The following is a 17473-nucleotide window of genomic DNA, read 5'->3' as shown; positions in this document are numbered from 1 at the left end:
GGTCCCTCATCACGAGATTAACATACATGGATCATCTGAACCTTTCCGAAGCCGAATGGCGCAAGCGCCTCACCCCCGCGCAATATCATGTGCTGCGGGAGGCGGGCACCGAACGCGCCTATGCCGGCGCGCTGACCGACAACAAGGCGGACGGCCTGTACCATTGCGCCGCCTGCCATCAGGAGCTGTTCGACAGCGCCGACAAATATGACAGCGGCTCGGGCTGGCCGAGCTTCACCCAGCCGATCGCGCCCGATCGCGTCTCCGACCATAGCGACACCAGCCATGGCATGACGCGCACCGAGACGCGCTGCGCGCGCTGCGACAGCCACCTCGGCCACGTCTTTCCGGATGGACCGCCGCCGACCGGCCTCCGCTATTGCATGAACTCGATCGCGCTCGAGTTCCGCGCGCGCAAGGCCGCCTGACGGTGATCGCTGCGACGGGAGACAGGCTCCCGTCGCCGAAGATCGCCGCGGGGCGCTTGTCCACATCGCGCTAAGCCGGTAATCGCCACCGTCTCCATGGCCCGTGCGCGCACCCCCCGCTCCGCTCCCGCCCGCCGCGCCCCGTGGCGCCGGCGGATCGTCCTCTCCGTCCAGATCCTGATCGGGCTCGCCGTCCTCGCCTTCGGCGCGCTGGTCATCGCGGTCTATGTCGCGAAATCGCAGCTGCCGAGCTTCGAGGAGCTCAAATCCTCGCCCAACGGCCAGATGATCCGCGTCCACGCCGCCGACGGCACCGTGATCGTGTCGATGGGGCCGAGCTATGGCGAATGGCTGCCCTATGACAGCATCCCGCGGGTGATGCGCGAGGCGACCGTCGCGGTCGAGGATCGCCGCTTCTACAGCCATCCCGGCGTCGATCCGATCGGCATGGTGCGGTCGCTGCGCGTCAACCTCGAACGCGGCCGCCGCGTGCAGGGTGCCTCGACGATTACCCAGCAGCTCGCGCGCAACGTCTTCCTCAACAACCAGAAGAAGTTCGGCCGCAAGTTCCGCGAGGCGATCCTGGCGCTGGCGCTCGAGCGCAAGTTCAGCAAGGAGCAGGTGCTCGAGCTGTACCTCAACAAGGTCTATTACGGCGGCGGCGCCTATGGCATCGACGCCGCCTCGCGCAAATTCTTCGGCCATGGCGCCAATACGCTCAACCTCGCCGAGGCGGCGGTGATCGCCGGGCTGGTCAAGGCTCCCTCCAATTATTCGCCGACCGCGGATGCGCAGGCGGCGGTCGGGCGCGCCGGGGTCGTGCTCGACGCGATGGTCCGCGCCGACGCGATCACCCCCGAACAGGCGCGCGAGGCCAATCCGGAAGCGCTGCGCCTCGCCCCCGAACCCAAGCAGAACAGCGCGCGCTATTTCACCGACTGGGCGCTGCCGCAGCTCGATACGCTGATCGACGAGACGCAGGCGCCGCTCGACGTGTGGACGACGCTCGATCTCGGCATGCAGCGCGCGGCGGATGCGGCGATCCGCGCCAATGCCCCCGATGGCGCGCAGGGGGCGCTGGTCAGCCTTGATCGCGACGGCGCGGTCAAGGCGATGGTCGGCGGCAAGGATTACGTCTCGTCGATCTACAATCGCGCGACGCAGGCGCAGCGCCAGCCGGGCTCGGCGTTCAAGCTGTTCGTCTATCTCGCCGCGCTCGAAGCCGGGCACAAGCCCGAGGATCAGGTGGTCGACGAGCCGGTGACGATCGACGGCTGGAGCCCGCGCAACGATTCGCGCCGCAACAGCGGCCCGGTGACGCTGCGCACCGCCTTCGCCTTCTCGCTCAACACGATCGCCGCCAAGCTCGGGCAGGAGGTCGGCTTCACCACCGTCGCCGACATGGCGCGGCGGTTCGGCATCACGACGCCGATCAACACCCATCCGTCGATGGTGCTCGGCACTTCGGACGTGCGGCTGATCGACATGACCCGCGCCTTCGCCAGCGTCGCCGCCAAGGGCGTCGCGGTGACGCCGTATGGCATCACCCGCGTCACCGCCAACGGCCAGACGATCTATACGCACGAGGTCGATCGCAGCCATGTCCTCGTCGCGCCCTATGTCGCTGCCGAGATGACCGACCTGTTACAGACCGCGGTCAACACCGGCACCGGCCGCGCCGCGCAGATCGGCCGCCCGGTCGCGGGCAAGACGGGCACCACCACCTCGTCGAAGGACGGCTGGTTCCTCGGCTTCTCAAGCGGACTGACCACCGGCGTGTGGATGGGGCGCGACGATGCGCGTCCGATCGCCGGGCTGCACGGCGGCACCGCGCCGGCGCGTGCCTTCGCCGCCTTCATGAAGCCCGCCACCGCCAATCGCCCGATCGAACAGTTCGAGACGCAGGTGACCTTGCCCGAATGGCAGCTCGAGCCCGACGAGGAGAGCTATTACGGCCAGCCCGACAATGGCGGCGCGATGGTCGACGAGGATGGCAATCCGGTGCCGGTGGCGCCGCGCGACGACCAGCAGCAGCAGGACGAACAGGGCATCCGGCCGCAGGACAGCGCGCCGCAGCAGCTCGACGATCTGATCGACCGCGTCACCGGCCGCGACGCACCGCCGGCCAGAGACGACCGCCGCGACGACCGGCGCGACGACCGGCGGGACCCCAATGCACCGCGACCGCCGTCAGCGCGGGACGGCACCGCCGGCCGTCAGCCGCTGCAACGCCCCTATCAGGACGATCGCCCGACCCAGTGAAGCGCGGCGCCGTGCTCGCGTAGCCAGGCGCGCGCCGGCGTCGGGTCCTCGCCGTACAGTTGCGCGACGAGCGCATGAAACGCGGGCGCGTGGTTCATATGGACGCGATGCGCGACCTCATGCGCCACCGTCGCGCGGCGGACGAAACCGGGGGCGAGGATCAGCCGCCAGCTGTAGCGGATCGCGCCGTCGTGCGCGCAACTCCCCCACCGCCCGCGCGGATCGCCGGTCGCGACGCGGGCGACGGTGACCCCTGCCCTGGCGGCATAATATGCGGTCTCCTCGGTCAGCAGTTCGAGCGCCTGGCGCTTGAGCCAGGTTTCGACCCGTCGCGGCAGCGTTTCGATCGGGCCGGACAGCGACAGCGTCTCGCCGACCGCCTCGACCCGGCGGCGGCTGCCCGGCTGCCAGTCGATCGTCAGCACCGTGTCGGCGACGGTCAGCACCAGCCCCGGTGCGAAGGGCCGCGGCTGCGGCAGGCGCGCGCGCTGCTCCGCGATCCACTCGGCCTTGCCCTGCGCCCACGCCACCGCCGATTTGAGCGCGGCACGTTTCGGGACGATCAGCCGCGCCCGCCCGCTCGCCGGATCGAGCGTCAGCCGGATGCGCCGCGCGGTCGGGTGCCGCACGATCTCGAACTCGGCCGCGGCGCTCACAAGTCGCGTTCGACGATATGGTTTTCCATATCGCCGACATCGTCCTCGCTCACCGTCCAGCCGCGCACCGAGATGCCGGCGCGATGCACCGTCTCGCGATCGCCGCTGATCAGATAATGCCAGTCGCGGAGCGGCTCGCCCGCAGCGCGCAGGCGATAGGCGCAGGTCGACGGCAGCCAGTCGATCTCGCGCACCGAACGCGCGGTCAGCCGCACGCATTCGGGGACATAGGCGTGGCGATGCTTATAGTCCGAGCAGAAGCCGCTGCGCCGGTCGAGCAGGCGGCAGGCGACGTTGGTCGGGACGATCTCGCCCGTCTCCTCGTCCTCGAGCTTGTGGATGCAGCATTTGCCGCAGCCGTCGCACAAGGCCTCCCATTGGCCGCGATCGAGTTGCTCGATCGGCAGCTCCCAGAATTTGGTCATTTCGCCCAGCGCTTGATCTCGGCGGCCACGGCGCGCGGCCCCTGCTCGGTCGGCAGCAGCGCAAGCGGCTTGCCGTCCGGATCCATCAGATAGGTGGTGCGGCTGTGATTCACCAGATAGCCGCCGCCCGGCTGCGTCGCACCCTTGCCGGCATAGACGCCGAACGCCTTGCTGACCGCGGCGATCTGCGCCGGCGTGCCGGTCAGCCCGATCATCCGCGGGTGGAAGGCGGCGGTGAAGGCCTTGAGCACCTTGGGCGTATCGCGCGCCGGATCGACGGTGACGAAGATCGGCACGATGCGCTTGGCGAGATCGGGATCGCTGCGGTCGAGATCGCTCAGCGCGGCGCCGATCGTCGCCGCGTCGGTCGGGCAGACGTCGGGACAGAAGGTATAGCCGAAGTACATGATCCGGTAGCGGCCGGCGAACGCACGGTCGCTGACGGTGCGGCCGTCCTGATCGGTCAGCGTGAACGGCCCGCCGATCTTCGCTCCCGCAAGCGGCGGCGTCTCGGGTGGCGCCGGCTGGCAGGCGACCAGGGCGACGGCGGCGAGCGGGGCGAGACGCAGAATGTTCATGACCGCGCCAGCTCTGATCTGTTACGCCACGCCCCGCAAGCCTTCGTCGTCAGGGACCCCGTCATGAACCGTTCGCGCTTTCTTTTCGCGCTCGCCGTCGCCCTCGCCCCGCTTCCCGCCGCCGCGCAGCAGCAGTCGGAAAGCTACAAGTTCCTTTCCGCGATCGAGAAGGAAGACGGCAAGGAGGTCACGACGATGATCGAGACGCCGGGCAGCACGATCATCAACACCAAGGCGGTGACCACCGGCAAGGGCGCACTGCACATCCTCGTCGATCATTCGGGCAGCCTCTACATGCAGTATCTGCTGCAGCATAAGGCCGATCCCAACATCCGCGATGCGCGCGGCAACACGCCGCTGATCCTCGCGGCGCAGGCGGGGCGCGAGGATCTCGTCGACCTGCTGCTGACCTACAATGCCAATATCAACCTCGCCAACGGCGCGGGGCAGACGCCGCTGATCGTCGCGGTCAATTCGCGCAACGAGCCGATCGCGCGCAAGCTGCTCGCCAAGGGTGCCGATCCCGACCAGACCGACAATCTCGCCGGCCTCTCCGCACGTGCCTATGCGCTGCGCGATTCGCGCAACCCGGCGATGGTCGCGCTGTTCAAGGATGCGCCGAAGAAGACGCGCGCGCAGGTGGCGGGGCCGAAGTTCTGATGTCGGTCCGCCCGCGGCGCAGACGAAACGTATGACCGCGTCGGCGGCCTCGCTCCCCCACCTGGTGGGGTGACGGGGCCGCGCTTTGATGCGTGCCCCCTCTGCGCCTCGGCGTGAATCCTCAGGCCGCGAGCAATCGCGCGACCGTGGCAAAATCCCCCGCCACCGCGTCGACACCCAGCGCCCGCAGCCGCGCATCGTGGCCGATGCCGCAATGCGTGCCGGCGCTCAGACCGATCACATAGCCGCCCGAGGCGACCGCCCCGGTCGCGCCGACCGGCGAATCCTCGATGATCGCGCAATCGGCGATGGCGACGCCGAGCGCCTCGGCGCCGAACCAATAGAGGTCGGGCGCGGGCTTGCCGTTGCGGACATGTTCGCGGCCGCTGTAGATATGATCGCCGAACGCATCGCTGAGGCCGATATGGTCGAGGTGACGCCGGATCCACGCGGTCGGGCTCGACGACACCACCGCACGCGGCAGGTCCGCGGGCAGCGAGCGGACGAACGCCACCGCGCCGGCGACCGCATCGATCCCCTCCGCCATCGCGCGCGCATCCTCCGCCTGCCGCGCCGCGATGAAGCTCTCCGGCAGCGGCCCGCCGATCCAGCCTTCGATCGCCGCGCGGAAATCGGCGCCGGCCAGCCCCATGAACTGCGCCATCGACTGTTCGGGCGTGGTCGGATGCCCCGCCGCGGTCAGCCATTCGGCGATCTGGCGGTTGCCGGCATATTCGCTCTCGATCAGCACCCCGTCGAAGTCGAACAGCAAGGCCTTGCAGCGCATCATGCCGCCCCCCGCGTACCGAACAGCGCGCTGCCGACGCGGACATGCGTCGCGCCGAGCGTCACCGCCGTCTCGTAATCCGCCGACATGCCCATGCTGAGCCCAGCCAGCCCGACCTCGCGCGCCAGCTTGGCGAGCAGGGCGAAATAGGGCGCCGGCTCGACATCGGCGGGGGGCAAGCACATCAGCCCGGCCACCGGCAGCCCCGCGTCACGCGCACGGGCAAGCAGCCCCGGCAGCGCGTCGATCGCGCAGCCGCCCTTCTGCGCCTCGTCACCGATATTGACCTGCAGGAAGCAATGGGGACGCCGCCCGCTCTTGGCGATCGCCTTGCCGAGCGCATCGACGAGCGACTCCCGATCGACGGCGTGGATCGCATCGAACAGCGCCACCGCCTCCTCGGCCTTGTTCGACTGGAGCTGGCCGATCAGGTGGAGCGCGACATCGGGATAGGCCTCCCGCAGTGCCGGCCATTTCGCCGCCGCCTCCTGCACGCGATTCTCGCCGAAGACGCGCTGGCCGGCGGCGAGCAGCGGTCGGATCGTCTCGGCGTCATGCGTCTTGGACACGGCGATCAGCGTCACGGCGTCGGCGCGGCGGCCGGCGATCCGTGCGGCGTGCGCGATCCCGGCGGCGACCTGATCGAGCGGACTGGTGGAAGGCGTCATGCCCGCCCTATAGCGGGGCGGTGGGCAATCTGAACCGCAATATCGATCCGCGCCGCCATGCCTGGTTGATGACCGATCCGCGAATCGACGCGGCGCTGTTCGCGATGCTGCGCGCGCTGCCACCGGGCGCCGGGGTGGTCTTCCGGCATCAGGCGCGGTCACGACGCGAGCGCCATGCGCTGTTTCTGCGCGTCCGCCGGCTCGCCCACGCCCGCCATTTGCGGCTCAGCGCCGCCGGACCGATGCCGGGCGCGGCGGCGCACAACGGCCGGCACGCGCTGACCCACGCGGTGCATGACCGGCGACAGGCGATCGCCGCGATGCGCGCCGGCGCGACCTGGCTGTTCGTCTCGCCGCTCTATCCGACCCGCTCGCATCCCGGCGCGCCTGCATTGGGGATCAGGCGCGGCTTGGCGATGACGCAGGGGCTGGCAGGACAGCGCGTGGCGCTCGGCGGGATGACCGCGGCGCGGTGGCTGCGGTTACGCGGCTACGGCTTCGATGGCTGGGCCGCGATCGACGGCCTCACCCCGGATCAGAAGCGGAAGGCCGTCCCGACATAGACCGACTGGCTGTCGCGATGCTCGTCGTCGAGCCGCGCCAGCCGCTCGCGATCCGAACGATAGCGCATGCCGGCGGTGACATCGAGGTTGCGGGTCAGCGCATAGGAGCTGCTCACGTCGACCGAATAGCTCGGCAGTTCCTGCGTCAGCTTGGGCGTGTTGTCGAGCGGCCGGTCGGCGACGGCGATCAGGCGGCTGCTCGCGCGGCCGGCGCGATAGCTGACCGCGACGTCGGTCGATTCGCGGCTGCCCGGGATCGGCCCGAGATCGATGCGGTTGACCGCACCGGAGACGGCGAAGCGCTTCCAGCCGACCGAGACGCCGAGATTATAGGCGATCGGAGCGATCCCCACCGTCGGTGCCGCCAGCGCGGCGGCCGGGCGGGTATCGATCAGCGCGGTCCGGCTCGACCGCGCGCGCACCGCGACCGTGACGGCGCGCTTGTCCTGCTGCGCCTCGGCCGGGGTGAAACGGAAGTCGGCTTCGTCAAGACCGCCGCGTGCGATCGCCGCGGCGAGTCGCGGATCGGCGGCGGCGGGCGTGAACGCACCCGACAGGCGCGAGGGCATCGCGCGCTTGACCGTCGCCACGCGCTCGCTGGCGCCAAAGGCAGGCGCGACCATGAGAGCGGTAACGCTGAGCGCCACCGTCGTCACTCCGGTCATCGCACGCCGCATGGCACGCTGGGCAAACACGAGCAGTCCCCTCAATTCCCGCTTGGCAACGCGCCTACCACGATTCCGGCGCACACCAATATGGAACCTTGCCGCCGTCAGGCGACATTTCGCCGGACTGTTGCAATAGTCACACATATTGGCCGCCCCCCGCGGTCACGACGCGTCGCTTGCGGCGCCTCTCCTGCATCTATAGAGCGAAAAGCGCCCTTTTTATCGCAGGACCGTTACGCCCATGATCCGCCCGTTGCGCACCGCCCTCATGGTCGCCGTCATCGCGCTGCCGCTCGCCGCTTGCGGCGGTCGCGGCAACAAGGCCGTCGCCCGCACCGACCTTGCCGCCTCGAAGGTGACGACGATCGGCGTCAATGCCTATCTGTGGCGCGCCAGCCTCGACACCCTGTCGTTCATGCCGCTGGTGCAGACCGATTCCAACGGCGGCGTCATCGTCACCGACTGGTACGTCAACCCGCAGGTGCCGACCGAGCGGATGAAGGTGACGGTGTCGATCCTCGATCAGGATCTGCGCGCCGATGCCGTCCGCGTCGCCGCGCTGCGCGAGGTCAACCGCAACGGCCAGTGGGTCTCCGCCCCGGTCGCTGCCGCGACGACGCAGAAGCTCGAAGACGTCATCCTCACCCGGGCCCGCGATCTGCGCCGCGCATCGATCGCGGGGTAAACCAGACCATGGCCACGCGTTTCAACGCGCTGCAAGCGGACTCGACCTGGCAGAAGGTCTGGGACGACCGCCAGACCTTTGCCGCCCGCGACGACAGCGGCAAGCCGCACAGCTACGTGCTCGAGATGTTCCCCTATCCGTCGGGGCGCATCCATATGGGCCACGTCCGCAATTATACGATGGGCGACGTGCTGGCACGGTTCCGGCGGATGCGCGGCTATGAGGTGCTGCATCCGATGGGCTGGGACGCCTTCGGCATGCCCGCCGAGAATGCGGCGATGGAAAAGGGCGTCCATCCCGGCACCTGGACGCTCGCCAATATCGAGACGATGAAGGCGCAGCTGAAGCGCCTCGGCTTCGCGCTCGACTGGAGCCGCGAACTCGCCACCTGCAAGCCCGATTATTACGGGCATGAGCAGGCGCTGTTCCTCGACATGTTCGCCGCCGGGCTGGTCTATCGCAAGGAATCGGCGGTCAACTGGGACCCGGTCGACATGACCGTGCTCGCCAACGAGCAGGTGATCGACGGACGCGGCTGGCGCTCCGGCGCGCTGGTCGAGAAGCGCAAGCTCAGCCAGTGGTTCCTCAAGATCACCGACTTCGCCGACGAGCTGATCGAAGGCCTCGGCAAGCTCGACCACTGGCCCGACAAGGTCAAGCTGATGCAGGAAAACTGGATCGGCAAGAGCCAGGGGCTGACCTTCTCCTTCGAAATCCTCCCCGGCACGGGGAGGGGGACCGGCGAAGCCGGTGGAGGGGGGCTTCCCCAAAGTGCTTCGCCTGTTGAAGCCCCCCTCCACCACCAGCCTGCGGCTGGCGGTCCCCCTCCCCGTTCCGGGGAGGAGCGGGTCGCGGTCTTCTCGACCCGTCCCGACACGATCTTCGGGGCGAGCTTCGTCGCGGTGGCGGCCGATCACCCGATCGCGCAGGCGATCGCCGACCGGCCCGAGGTCGCGGCCTTCATCGAACGCTGCAAACAGGGCGGCACCACCGCCGCCGAACTGGAAACGCAGGAAAAGCTCGGTTTCGACACCGGGCTTACCGCCGCCCACCCGTTTGACGCAACCCGGCGGTTGCCGATCTACATCGCCAATTTCGTGCTGATGGACTATGGCACCGGCGCGGTGATGGGCGTGCCCGCGCACGATCAGCGCGATCTCGATTTCGCGCGCAAATATGATCTGCCGGTACAGCGCGTCGTCGCCGACGGTGATTTGCGCGATCCCGTCTTCGTTGGCGACGAGGCCTATACGGGGCCCGGCGCGCTGGTGAACTCGGACTTCCTCGACGGTCTCGATGTCGAGGCCGCCAAGCGCAAGGTGATCGCGCGCGCCGAGGCCGGCGGTTGGGGCAAGGGCTCCACCGTCTACCGCCTGCGCGACTGGGGGGTGAGCCGCCAGCGTTACTGGGGCACGCCGATCCCGATCATCCATTGCGATGCGTGCGGCGTGCAGCCGGTCCCCAAGGCGCAACTGCCGGTCGTGCTGCCGGAGGACGTCTCCTTCGCCATCCCCGGCAATCCGCTCGATCGTCATCCGACCTGGAAGCACGTCGCCTGCCCGGCGTGCGGCGAGCCGGCGCGGCGCGAGACCGACACGCTCGATACCTTCGCCGACTCATCCTGGTATTTCATCCGCTTCGCCAGCCAGCCCAAGGACAAGCCGTTCGATCGCGCGGTCGCCGAGCGCTGGCTGCCGGTCGGCCAGTATATCGGCGGGGTCGAGCATGCGATCCTCCACCTGCTCTACGCCCGCTTCTGGACGCGCGCGCTCAAGCATATCGGCATGCTCGATATCGCCGAGCCGTTCACCGGCCTGTTCACGCAGGGCATGGTGACGCACGAGACGTACAAGTCCGCCGACAATCGCTGGCTGTCGCCCGACGACGTCCGCGACGGCATCGAGATCGCCACCGGCCAGCCGATCACCGTCGGCCGCGTCGAGAAGATGTCGAAGTCGAAGAAGAACACGGTCGACCCTGAGCCGATCGTCGATCGCTACGGCGCCGACGCGACGCGCTGGTTCATGCTCTCCGACTCACCACCCGAACGCGATCTGCCGTGGAGCGAATCGGGTATCGAGGGCGCGTGGCGCTTCGTGCAGCGCCTGTGGCGGCTGTTCGACGGCGACGATACGGTCGCCCCCGGCGAGGGCGGCGATCCGACGCTCGACCGCAAGCTGCACCAGACGATCCTCGGCATCGAACAGGATATCGAGGCGCTCGCCTTCAACAAGGCCGTGGCCAAGCTGTACGAGCTGTGTACCGCGATCGAACGCGCCGCACCCAGCCCGTCGCGCGGCAACGCCATCTACACGCTGATGCTGCTGATCGCGCCGATGGTGCCGCACGTCGCCGAGGAAGCCTGGGCCGCCAAGGGCTTCGACGGACTGATCGCCGACGCCGCCTGGCCCGAGGTCGATCCGAAACTGCTCGTCGAGGATGAGGTGACGATCGCGGTGCAGGTCAATGGCAAGCTGCGCGACACGCTCACTCTGCCCAAGGACATGGCGCGCGAGCAGATCGAGGCGGCGGCGCTGTCCGCCGACAAGATCGCGCGGCTGCTCGACGGCAAGCCCCCCAAGAAGGTGATCGTCGTGCCCGGCCGTCTCGTGAACATCGTCGCATGAAGCGCCTGCTCGCCCTCGCGCCGCTCGCGTTGCTTGCCGGCTGCGGCCTCCATCCGCTCTACGCGGGCGGCGGCGCCGGGCCGGTCGCCGGCACGCTCGCACATGTCGAGGTGACGCCGATCGACGGCAAGTCGGGCTGGCTGATGAGCAATGCGCTGCGCGACCGGCTCGCGGCGAGCGGCACGCCGCAATATCGGCTCGACGTGCGGCTCGACGACAAGATCGCCGGCTTCGGCGTGCGTCGCGACGACAGCGTGACGCGCGAGCGGCGGACGCTGCGCGCACGCTTCCAGCTGGTAAATCTCGCCGACGGCAGCGTGCTGCTCGACGATACCGCCGGGTCGGATGCCGGCATCGACGTCGTCCAGTCGGAATATGCGACGATCGCGGCGGAGAATACCGCGCTCGAGCGTCTGTCCGGCATCGTCGCCGACCAGATCGTCGCCCGCCTCGCCGTCTACGCGCGCAGCCGCCCGAGCCGATGAAGGCGAACGCGCGCGACATCCGCACCGCGCTCGAACGCCCCTCGCCCGACATCCGCCTTTATCTGCTGCACGGACCGGACGGGTCGGCGGCCGCGGACCTCGCCGGCCTGCTCGCCAGGGCGATGGGGCCGGAGGCGGAGCGGATCGACCTTGACGGCGCGACGCTGCGCTCCGACCCGGCACGGCTCGCCGACGAGGCGGCGTCGCTCTCCTTGTTCGGCGGCGCCCGCCATATCCGCGTCGCCCCGGCGGGTGAGGAATGCCTCGACGCCTTCACGACGCTGCTCGCCGCGGATCATGCCGGCAACCCGGTGGTTGCACTTGCCCCGACGGTCAAGTCGACCGCCAAGATCGTCAAGCTGGCGATCGAATCCCGCCGCGCGCTCGCCTATGCCGCCTATGAGCCGAGCGCGGCGGACTTGGAACGGCTTGCCGCGACGATGGCGCGTGACGCCGGGCTGCGGCCGGCGCCCGGAGTCGCCGCGCGGCTCGCGGCGAGTTGCGGCGGCGATCGCCTCGTGCTCGGCCGCGAGATCGACAAGCTCGCGCTGTTCCTCGACGCCGCGCCCGACCGTCCGCACGATGCCGACGAGGCGGCGCTCGATGCGATCGGCGCCGATCTCGGCGAGGCGGAGATGACGCAGGTGGTCGATGCCGTGATCAGCGGCCAGACCGCGTTGCTCGGCGCCGAACTCGGCCGGTTGCACGAGGCGGGAACGTCGCCGATCCCGTGGCTGCGCCTGCTCGCCCGCCGGCTGATGACGCTCGCCGAGATGAAGGCGGAGATCGATGCCGGCGCCGGTCAGGACAGCGTCTTCAAACGCCATCGCATCTTCTTCCGCGAGGAGGCTGCGACCGCGCAGGCGCTGCGCCGCTGGACGCCGGCGATGCTCGCCACCGCGCTGCTCCGCGTCCGCCATGCCGAGCGTGCGATCATGGCGAGCGGCAATGCCGGTGGCGTGCTTGCCGACCATGCGCTTACCGAATTGACCCGCGGGGTCGAACGCCGCGGTTAGCCGCGCAAGACGCGATCGAACAGCGCCAGCGCCCATCCGGTCGCTGCGACGAACAGCGCCGGATCGTAGCGCGGCCCCTCGTCGCGCAGGAAGGCGTGCTGGGCATTCACCTCATGCCATTCGTAGCGCGCGTCGACCGCCTCCAGCCGGGCGCGGATCGCCTCGCGTCCGGCGAAGGGCACATGCGGGTCCTGCCGCCCGAAGACGAACATCGTCTCCGCCTGCAGCTCGGCCATGCGCACGAGGCTGTCGTCGCTGCGCCCGGCCCCCAAGGTGCCGCTGTGGATATCGGTGGGATAAAAGAGCGCCGCGGCCGACACGCGCGGATCGAGCGCGGCGCGATAGGCGAGATGCCCGCCGAGGCACACACCGATCGTTCCGACGCGGCCGCTGCACGCCGGATGCACGAGCAAGGCACCGATCACCCGCGTCGCATCGGCATCGAAGCCGGCCACCGGCTTGGTGAATTTGAGATCGTTACCCCGCGCCGTCCCCTCGGCATCGTAGCGCAGCACCGTCCCCGGCGCCTCATAGTCATGATAGACTTCCGGCACCGCGACGACATAGCCGTGACCTGCGAAGAACGCCGCCAGCCGCCGGATCGGATCGGTGACCTGGTAGATTTCCGAATAAAGGACGAGGCCAGGAAACCGCCCCTCCCCCGCCGGCCGGAACCAATGCGTTCGCATCACCCCGCCGGTTGTCGGCAGATCGTCATATTCGTCGCTGCGCAGGATCATCAGATCGAATCGCCGGTGAGTCGCTGACAGACCATGTCGAGCTGATCGAGCGTCGAATAGGTCAGCGTGATCGTGCCGCCCTTCTCGCTATGCGCGACGCGGACGTGCAGCCCGAGCAGATCGGACAATTGCCGTTCGAGCGCGGTGATATCCGCATCGGGCGGCGAGGTCGGGGCGCGTTCGCGGGACGCACCACCGGGCCGTTCGGGTTTGGCCCCCTTCGCCAGTTTCTCGGTCTCGCGCACCGACAGGCCGCGCGCGACGACCTGTTCGGCAAGCATCTCGACGTCGCGCGAGCCGAGCAGCGCCCGCGCATGTCCCATCGACAGCGACCCATCGGTGACGCGATCCTGAACCGCCGCCGGAAGTTCCAGCAATCTCAATAGGTTAGCGACGTGGCTGCGCGATTTGTGGACGATCTTGGCGAGCGCCTCCTGGGTATGGCCATATTCGCCGGCGAGTCGCTGATAAGCCTGTGCCTCCTCGATCGCATTGAGGTCCTGCCGCTGGATATTCTCGACCAGCGCGATCTCGAGCGTCTGCGCATCGTCGAACTCGCGCACGACGACCGGCACTTCGTGCAGCCGCGCCCGTTGCGCCGCGCGCCAGCGCCGTTCGCCCGCGACGATCTGATAGTCATGGCCGTGTGGCCGCACGACGATTGGCTGGATCAATCCGCGTGCCGCGATCGATGCGGCGAGTTCGTCGAGCAGCGCATCGTCGAAATGCCGGCGCGGCTGATCCGGATGCGGCGCGAGCGCGCTGACCGGCAGCATCCGCACGCCGGTCGGCACCTTGTTCTCGCCGCCGGGATTGACCGGCGCTTCGGTGGCGATCTCGCCGAGCAGGGCGCTGAGGCCCCGGCCCAGGCCGGCCGGCCGGCTGCGCTTCGCGGCGTCGCTCATGCCGCGGCTGCCGTCGGCGGCATCTGCGGCAACCGCGCGATCAGCTCGCGCGCCAGATCGATATAGGCCTGCGACCCCGAGCACCGATAATCGTAGATCAGCGCCGGCAGGCCGTGGCTCGGCGCTTCGGACAAGCGGACGTTCCGCGGGATCACGGTATCGAACACCACCTTGCCGAGCACCGCACGGACATCCGCCGCGACCTGATCGGTCAGCCGATTGCGGCGATCGTACATCGTCAGCGCGACGCCGAGGATCGCCAGCCCCGGATTGAACCGTTCGCGGATCCGCTCGACCGTGGTGAGCAATTGCGACAGGCCTTCGAGCGCGAAGAATTCGCATTGCAGCGGCACGAGCAATTTGTCCGCCGCAACCATCGCGTTGATCGTCAGCAGCCCGAGCGAGGGCGGGCAGTCGATCAGCACGATATCCCAACGGTCCTTGGCATGGGCGAGCGCGCGATCGAGCCGGTGGGTACGATGATCGAACTCCACCAGTTCGATCTCCGCGCCCGACAGATCCTGCGTCGCCGGGACGAGATCGAGCCGCGGCACCTTCGTCGTGATGATCGTGTCGGCGATCTCCGCCTCGCCGATCAGCACGTGATAACTGGACCGGCCACGCTGGCCCTGGGAAATGCCCAGGCCGGTCGAGGCATTGCCCTGCGGATCGAGATCGATCAGCAGCACCGTCTTGCCGGTTGCCGACAGCGCCGTGGCAAGGTTGATCGCACTGGTGGTCTTGCCGACACCACCCTTTTGATTGGCCACCGCAATACAGGTCATCGCGCGCGTCCTTGCTTGTGGTCCACGAGGAGGATCGTGGATTGAGGATCGGTCAAACTGTGTTCCACGTGGAACACTCGGGTTCGGTCACGCCGGAGCCGGGCCAATTCTTCGGCCTCGATCCGTCCACGTGGGAGGATCCAGCGTGTCTCCGGTGTGGCGCAATGCTCCGCCGCTTGCAAAAGCTTTTCGACCGATGCCACCGCCCGTGCCGAGATCGTTGCGAACGTACCGGTGACAGACTCGACCTTGGCCGCCACGACGCGGGTGTTGGTTAGGCCTAGACGGGAGGCAGCCTCCTCCAGAAACGCGGCGCGCTTGCGTCGCGGCTCGACCATGGTCGTAGGCTGATCACCGCAGATGGCAACGATCATGCCGGGGAAGCCGCCACCGGTGCCGATGTCGAGCCAGCCTCCAGATTGTTCCACATGGAACATAAGCTGCGCCGAATCCAATCCGTGGCGGATCCAGATCGAAGCGACGCTGGCCGGCGAGATCAAATTCTGCTGCTCCGTCTCGAAACATACCATGTCGAGAAAGGCGCCGACCCGCGCCGTCCGCGCCTCGCCGAACCGCTCGACGAACCAGGCACGTGCCTCCGCTTCGGTCATGCCGCCCGCCGTTGCGCATAGAGATAGATGGCGGTCATCGCGGCGGGCGTCACGCCCTGAACGCGCGCCGCCGCACCGAGCGAGGTCGGACGTGCCTTGCCGAGCCGGTCGATCATCTCGTTCGACAGTCCGGGGATCGCACCATAATCGAGGGCCGGCGACAGCGGCACCGCCTCGTCGCTGCGCATCCGTGCCACCTCTTCCGCCTGCCGTTCGATATAGGGAGCATAGCGGGCATCCTCGACGACCTCGTCGACGATCGCTGCCGGCGCCATCCCCCGCACCTCGGGCGCCAGCCGGTCGAGCGACAGGTCACCGATCCGCAGCCATTCATACAGGCTTCGCCGGCTGCCATCCTGTGCCACCTGCACGCCGAGCATCGCGACCTGCGCCGCGCTCACCATCGTCTCGAGCGCCGCGCGGATCGTCGCCCGCGCCTCGGCCTGCCGCTGCTGATGCGCCAACCGGTCCGCGCCGACACAGCCGAGCGCAGCGGCAATCGGCGCCAGCCGGGTCTCGGCATTGTCCGCCCGCAGCGACAGCCGGTATTCCGCGCGCGCGGTCAGCATCCGATAGGGTTCGGTCACACCTTGCAGTACGAGATCGTCGATCATCACGCCGGTATAACTGGAGGCGCGGTCGAGCACGCAGGGGGCGAGATCGCAAGCGACAGCAGCCGCGTTCAGACCCGCGACGAGCCCCTGCCCTGCCGCTTCCTCATATCCGGTGGTGCCGTTGATCTGCCCGGCGCAATAGACGCCGGGGATCGCCGCAAGCGCCAGCGTGGCGTCGAGCGCGCGCGGATCGAGATAGTCATATTCGACCGCATAGCCGGCGACGGTGATCGTCGCCCGCTCCAGACCGGCGATGCTGCGGATCATCGCGGTCTGCACATCCGCCGGCAGCGAGGTCGACAGGCCGTTGGGATAGACGGTCGCGTCGTCGAGACCTTCGGGCTCGAGGAAGACCTGATGGCCGTCGCGATCGCCGAAGCGATGCACCTTGTCCTCGATCGACGGACAATAGCGCGGTCCCTGCCCCTCGATCGCACCCCCGAACAGCGGCGAACGATCGAGCCCGGCGCGGATCGCATCATGCGTTGCACCGTTGGTCCGCGTCACCGCACAGGCGATCTGCGGCAACAGCCGGTGCTCGGTCATCGGCGACATCGTCCAGGGATCGACATCGGATCGCTGCTCCTCGAGCCGCGCCCAGTCGATCGTGCGGCCGTCGAGCCGGGGCGGCGTTCCGGTCTTGAGGCGTGCAAGCGGCAAGGAGAGTGCGCGCAACTGCTCTGCCAGCCGCCGCGCCGGGCGTTCGCCGATCCTGCCGCCCTCATGTCGCTCGTCACCGCGGAACATGCGACCGCCGAGGAAAGTCCCCGTCGCGAGGATCACCGTCCGGCCCGCGATACGACTGCCGTCACCCAGTAGGACGCCAGCGACGCGATCACCGGTGAGGTCGAGCGCCTCGACATCTCCTTCCGCCACCGTCAGCGCCGGAAGGGCTGCGAGCATCGTCTGGATCGCTGCGGCATAGCGACGCCGATCCGCTTGGACCCGCGGCCCCTGCACGGCCGCCCCCTTGCTGCGGTTGAGCATACGATAGTGGATCGCGGCGGCATCGGCAGCGCGACCGATCAGGCCATCGAAGGCATCGACTTCACGGACGATATGCCCCTTTCCGAGGCCGCCGATCGCCGGGTTGCACGACATCGCGCCGATATGGCGGCGGTCGTGACTGAGCAGCAAGGTCTTGGCACCGCGGCGGGCAGCGGCAGCGGCGGCTTCGGTGCCGGCGTGGCCCCCGCCGACGACGATCACGTCATACATGCCCTCCGTCTAAGCCAGAGCCATGCGCAGGTCAAAATTGTTCCACGTGGAACACTTTGATCAAGTAACTGCCCTAGGGTTTCACGTGGAAC

19 protein-coding genes are annotated in these 17473 nt (G+C 68.6%); 8 read left to right on the top strand and 11 right to left on the bottom strand.

Going from position 1 to position 17473, the window contains the following annotated elements:
* The first annotated feature begins 26 nt into the window (after positions 1-26).
* Positions 27-428 carry a peptide-methionine (R)-S-oxide reductase MsrB gene (msrB, locus tag BW41_RS17150; protein WP_037535963.1) on the top strand — a complete coding sequence of 134 codons (402 nt, stop codon included), beginning with the start codon at positions 27-29 and terminating at the stop codon, positions 426-428.
* 96 nt (positions 429-524) lie between these two features.
* Entirely contained in the window at positions 525-2690 is a 2166-nt protein-coding gene (locus BW41_RS17145; protein ID WP_037535961.1) for a transglycosylase domain-containing protein, read from the top strand.
* On the opposite strand, the gene BW41_RS17140 is transcribed toward BW41_RS17145, so the two are convergent.
* The 3 genes from BW41_RS17140 to BW41_RS17130 are packed head-to-tail and all read right to left on the bottom strand — an operon-like array spanning position 2666 to position 4349.
* A complete protein-coding gene (locus tag BW41_RS17140; RefSeq protein WP_037535960.1) occupies positions 2666-3346 on the bottom strand; it encodes a M48 family metallopeptidase in 681 nt (226 codons plus the stop codon). The two genes, BW41_RS17145 and BW41_RS17140, sit on opposite strands and share 25 nt — an antisense overlap.
* A complete protein-coding gene (locus BW41_RS17135; protein WP_037535958.1) occupies positions 3343-3771 on the bottom strand; it encodes a YcgN family cysteine cluster protein in 429 nt (142 codons plus the stop codon). The genes BW41_RS17140 and BW41_RS17135 overlap by 4 nt, the downstream gene beginning before the upstream one ends.
* Complete coding sequence (locus tag BW41_RS17130; RefSeq protein WP_037535956.1) at positions 3768-4349, bottom strand: SCO family protein; 582 nt, start codon at positions 4347-4349, stop codon at positions 3768-3770. Before BW41_RS17130 ends, BW41_RS17135 begins: the two co-directional genes overlap by 4 nt.
* A gap of 63 nt (positions 4350-4412) precedes the next feature.
* On the opposite strand from BW41_RS17130, the gene BW41_RS17125 reads away from it, so the two are divergent.
* Positions 4413-5009: an ankyrin repeat domain-containing protein gene (locus BW41_RS17125; RefSeq protein WP_037535954.1), complete on the top strand. Its 597-nt coding sequence runs from the start codon at positions 4413-4415 to the stop codon at positions 5007-5009.
* 121 nt (positions 5010-5130) lie between these two features.
* On the opposite strand, the gene BW41_RS17120 is transcribed toward BW41_RS17125, so the two are convergent.
* Positions 5131-5796, bottom strand: coding sequence for an HAD family hydrolase (locus BW41_RS17120; protein WP_037536174.1), 666 nt, complete (start codon positions 5794-5796; stop codon positions 5131-5133).
* Complete coding sequence (locus BW41_RS17115; protein WP_037535952.1) at positions 5796-6464, bottom strand: YggS family pyridoxal phosphate-dependent enzyme; 669 nt, start codon at positions 6462-6464, stop codon at positions 5796-5798. The genes BW41_RS17120 and BW41_RS17115 overlap by 1 nt, the downstream gene beginning before the upstream one ends.
* A 68-nt stretch (positions 6465-6532) precedes the next feature.
* Between BW41_RS17115 and BW41_RS17110 the strand changes: the two genes are divergently transcribed.
* The gene (locus BW41_RS17110) at positions 6533-7027 is read left to right on the top strand and encodes a thiamine phosphate synthase (RefSeq protein ID WP_051583659.1); all 495 of its coding nucleotides are present in this window, start codon (positions 6533-6535) and stop codon (positions 7025-7027) included.
* On the opposite strand, the gene BW41_RS17105 is transcribed toward BW41_RS17110, so the two are convergent.
* Positions 7000-7692: a hypothetical protein gene (locus BW41_RS17105; RefSeq protein ID WP_037536168.1), complete on the bottom strand. Its 693-nt coding sequence runs from the start codon at positions 7690-7692 to the stop codon at positions 7000-7002. The genes BW41_RS17110 and BW41_RS17105 overlap by 28 nt on opposite strands.
* A gap of 244 nt (positions 7693-7936) precedes the next feature.
* Between BW41_RS17105 and BW41_RS17100 the strand changes: the two genes are divergently transcribed.
* Genes BW41_RS17100 through holA form a run of 4 tightly spaced genes read left to right on the top strand, consistent with a single transcriptional unit; the run spans position 7937 to position 12508 of the window.
* On the top strand, positions 7937-8380 hold the full coding sequence (locus BW41_RS17100) for a DUF3576 domain-containing protein (protein ID WP_037535950.1): 444 nt from the start codon (positions 7937-7939) through the stop codon (positions 8378-8380).
* A gap of 8 nt (positions 8381-8388) precedes the next feature.
* On the top strand, positions 8389-11007 hold the full coding sequence (gene leuS / locus BW41_RS17095) for a leucine--tRNA ligase (RefSeq protein ID WP_037535948.1): 2619 nt from the start codon (positions 8389-8391) through the stop codon (positions 11005-11007).
* Entirely contained in the window at positions 11004-11492 is a 489-nt protein-coding gene (gene lptE, locus BW41_RS17090) for an LPS assembly lipoprotein LptE (protein ID WP_037535946.1), read from the top strand. Before leuS ends, lptE begins: the two co-directional genes overlap by 4 nt.
* The gene (gene holA / locus BW41_RS17085; protein ID WP_037535944.1) at positions 11489-12508 is read left to right on the top strand and encodes a DNA polymerase III subunit delta; all 1020 of its coding nucleotides are present in this window, start codon (positions 11489-11491) and stop codon (positions 12506-12508) included. Before lptE ends, holA begins: the two co-directional genes overlap by 4 nt.
* On the opposite strand, the gene BW41_RS17080 is transcribed toward holA, so the two are convergent.
* From BW41_RS17080 to mnmG, 5 genes are read right to left on the bottom strand one after another with little or no spacing between them, the layout of a single operon-like run.
* Positions 12505-13248 carry a dienelactone hydrolase family protein gene (locus BW41_RS17080; protein ID WP_037535941.1) on the bottom strand — a complete coding sequence of 248 codons (744 nt, stop codon included), beginning with the start codon at positions 13246-13248 and terminating at the stop codon, positions 12505-12507. The two genes, holA and BW41_RS17080, sit on opposite strands and share 4 nt — an antisense overlap.
* Positions 13248-14153 (bottom strand): ParB/RepB/Spo0J family partition protein, encoded by a 906-nt coding sequence (locus tag BW41_RS17075; RefSeq protein WP_037535939.1) that lies wholly within the window; start codon positions 14151-14153, stop codon positions 13248-13250. Before BW41_RS17075 ends, BW41_RS17080 begins: the two co-directional genes overlap by 1 nt.
* Entirely contained in the window at positions 14150-14938 is a 789-nt protein-coding gene (locus BW41_RS17070) for a ParA family protein (RefSeq protein ID WP_037535937.1), read from the bottom strand. Before BW41_RS17070 ends, BW41_RS17075 begins: the two co-directional genes overlap by 4 nt.
* The gene (gene rsmG / locus BW41_RS17065; RefSeq protein WP_037535935.1) at positions 14935-15549 is read right to left on the bottom strand and encodes a 16S rRNA (guanine(527)-N(7))-methyltransferase RsmG; all 615 of its coding nucleotides are present in this window, start codon (positions 15547-15549) and stop codon (positions 14935-14937) included. The genes BW41_RS17070 and rsmG overlap by 4 nt, the downstream gene beginning before the upstream one ends.
* Complete coding sequence (gene mnmG / locus BW41_RS17060; RefSeq protein WP_037535933.1) at positions 15546-17381, bottom strand: tRNA uridine-5-carboxymethylaminomethyl(34) synthesis enzyme MnmG; 1836 nt, start codon at positions 17379-17381, stop codon at positions 15546-15548. Before mnmG ends, rsmG begins: the two co-directional genes overlap by 4 nt.
* Positions 17382-17473 lie beyond the last annotated feature (92 nt).

The organism is Sphingomonas sp. RIT328, assembly GCF_000632225.1.
GTDB lineage: Bacteria > Pseudomonadota > Alphaproteobacteria > Sphingomonadales > Sphingomonadaceae > Sphingomonas > Sphingomonas kyungheensis.
The sequence above is the reverse complement of the archived record's forward strand: the minus strand, read 5'-3'. Positions and strand labels throughout refer to the sequence as shown.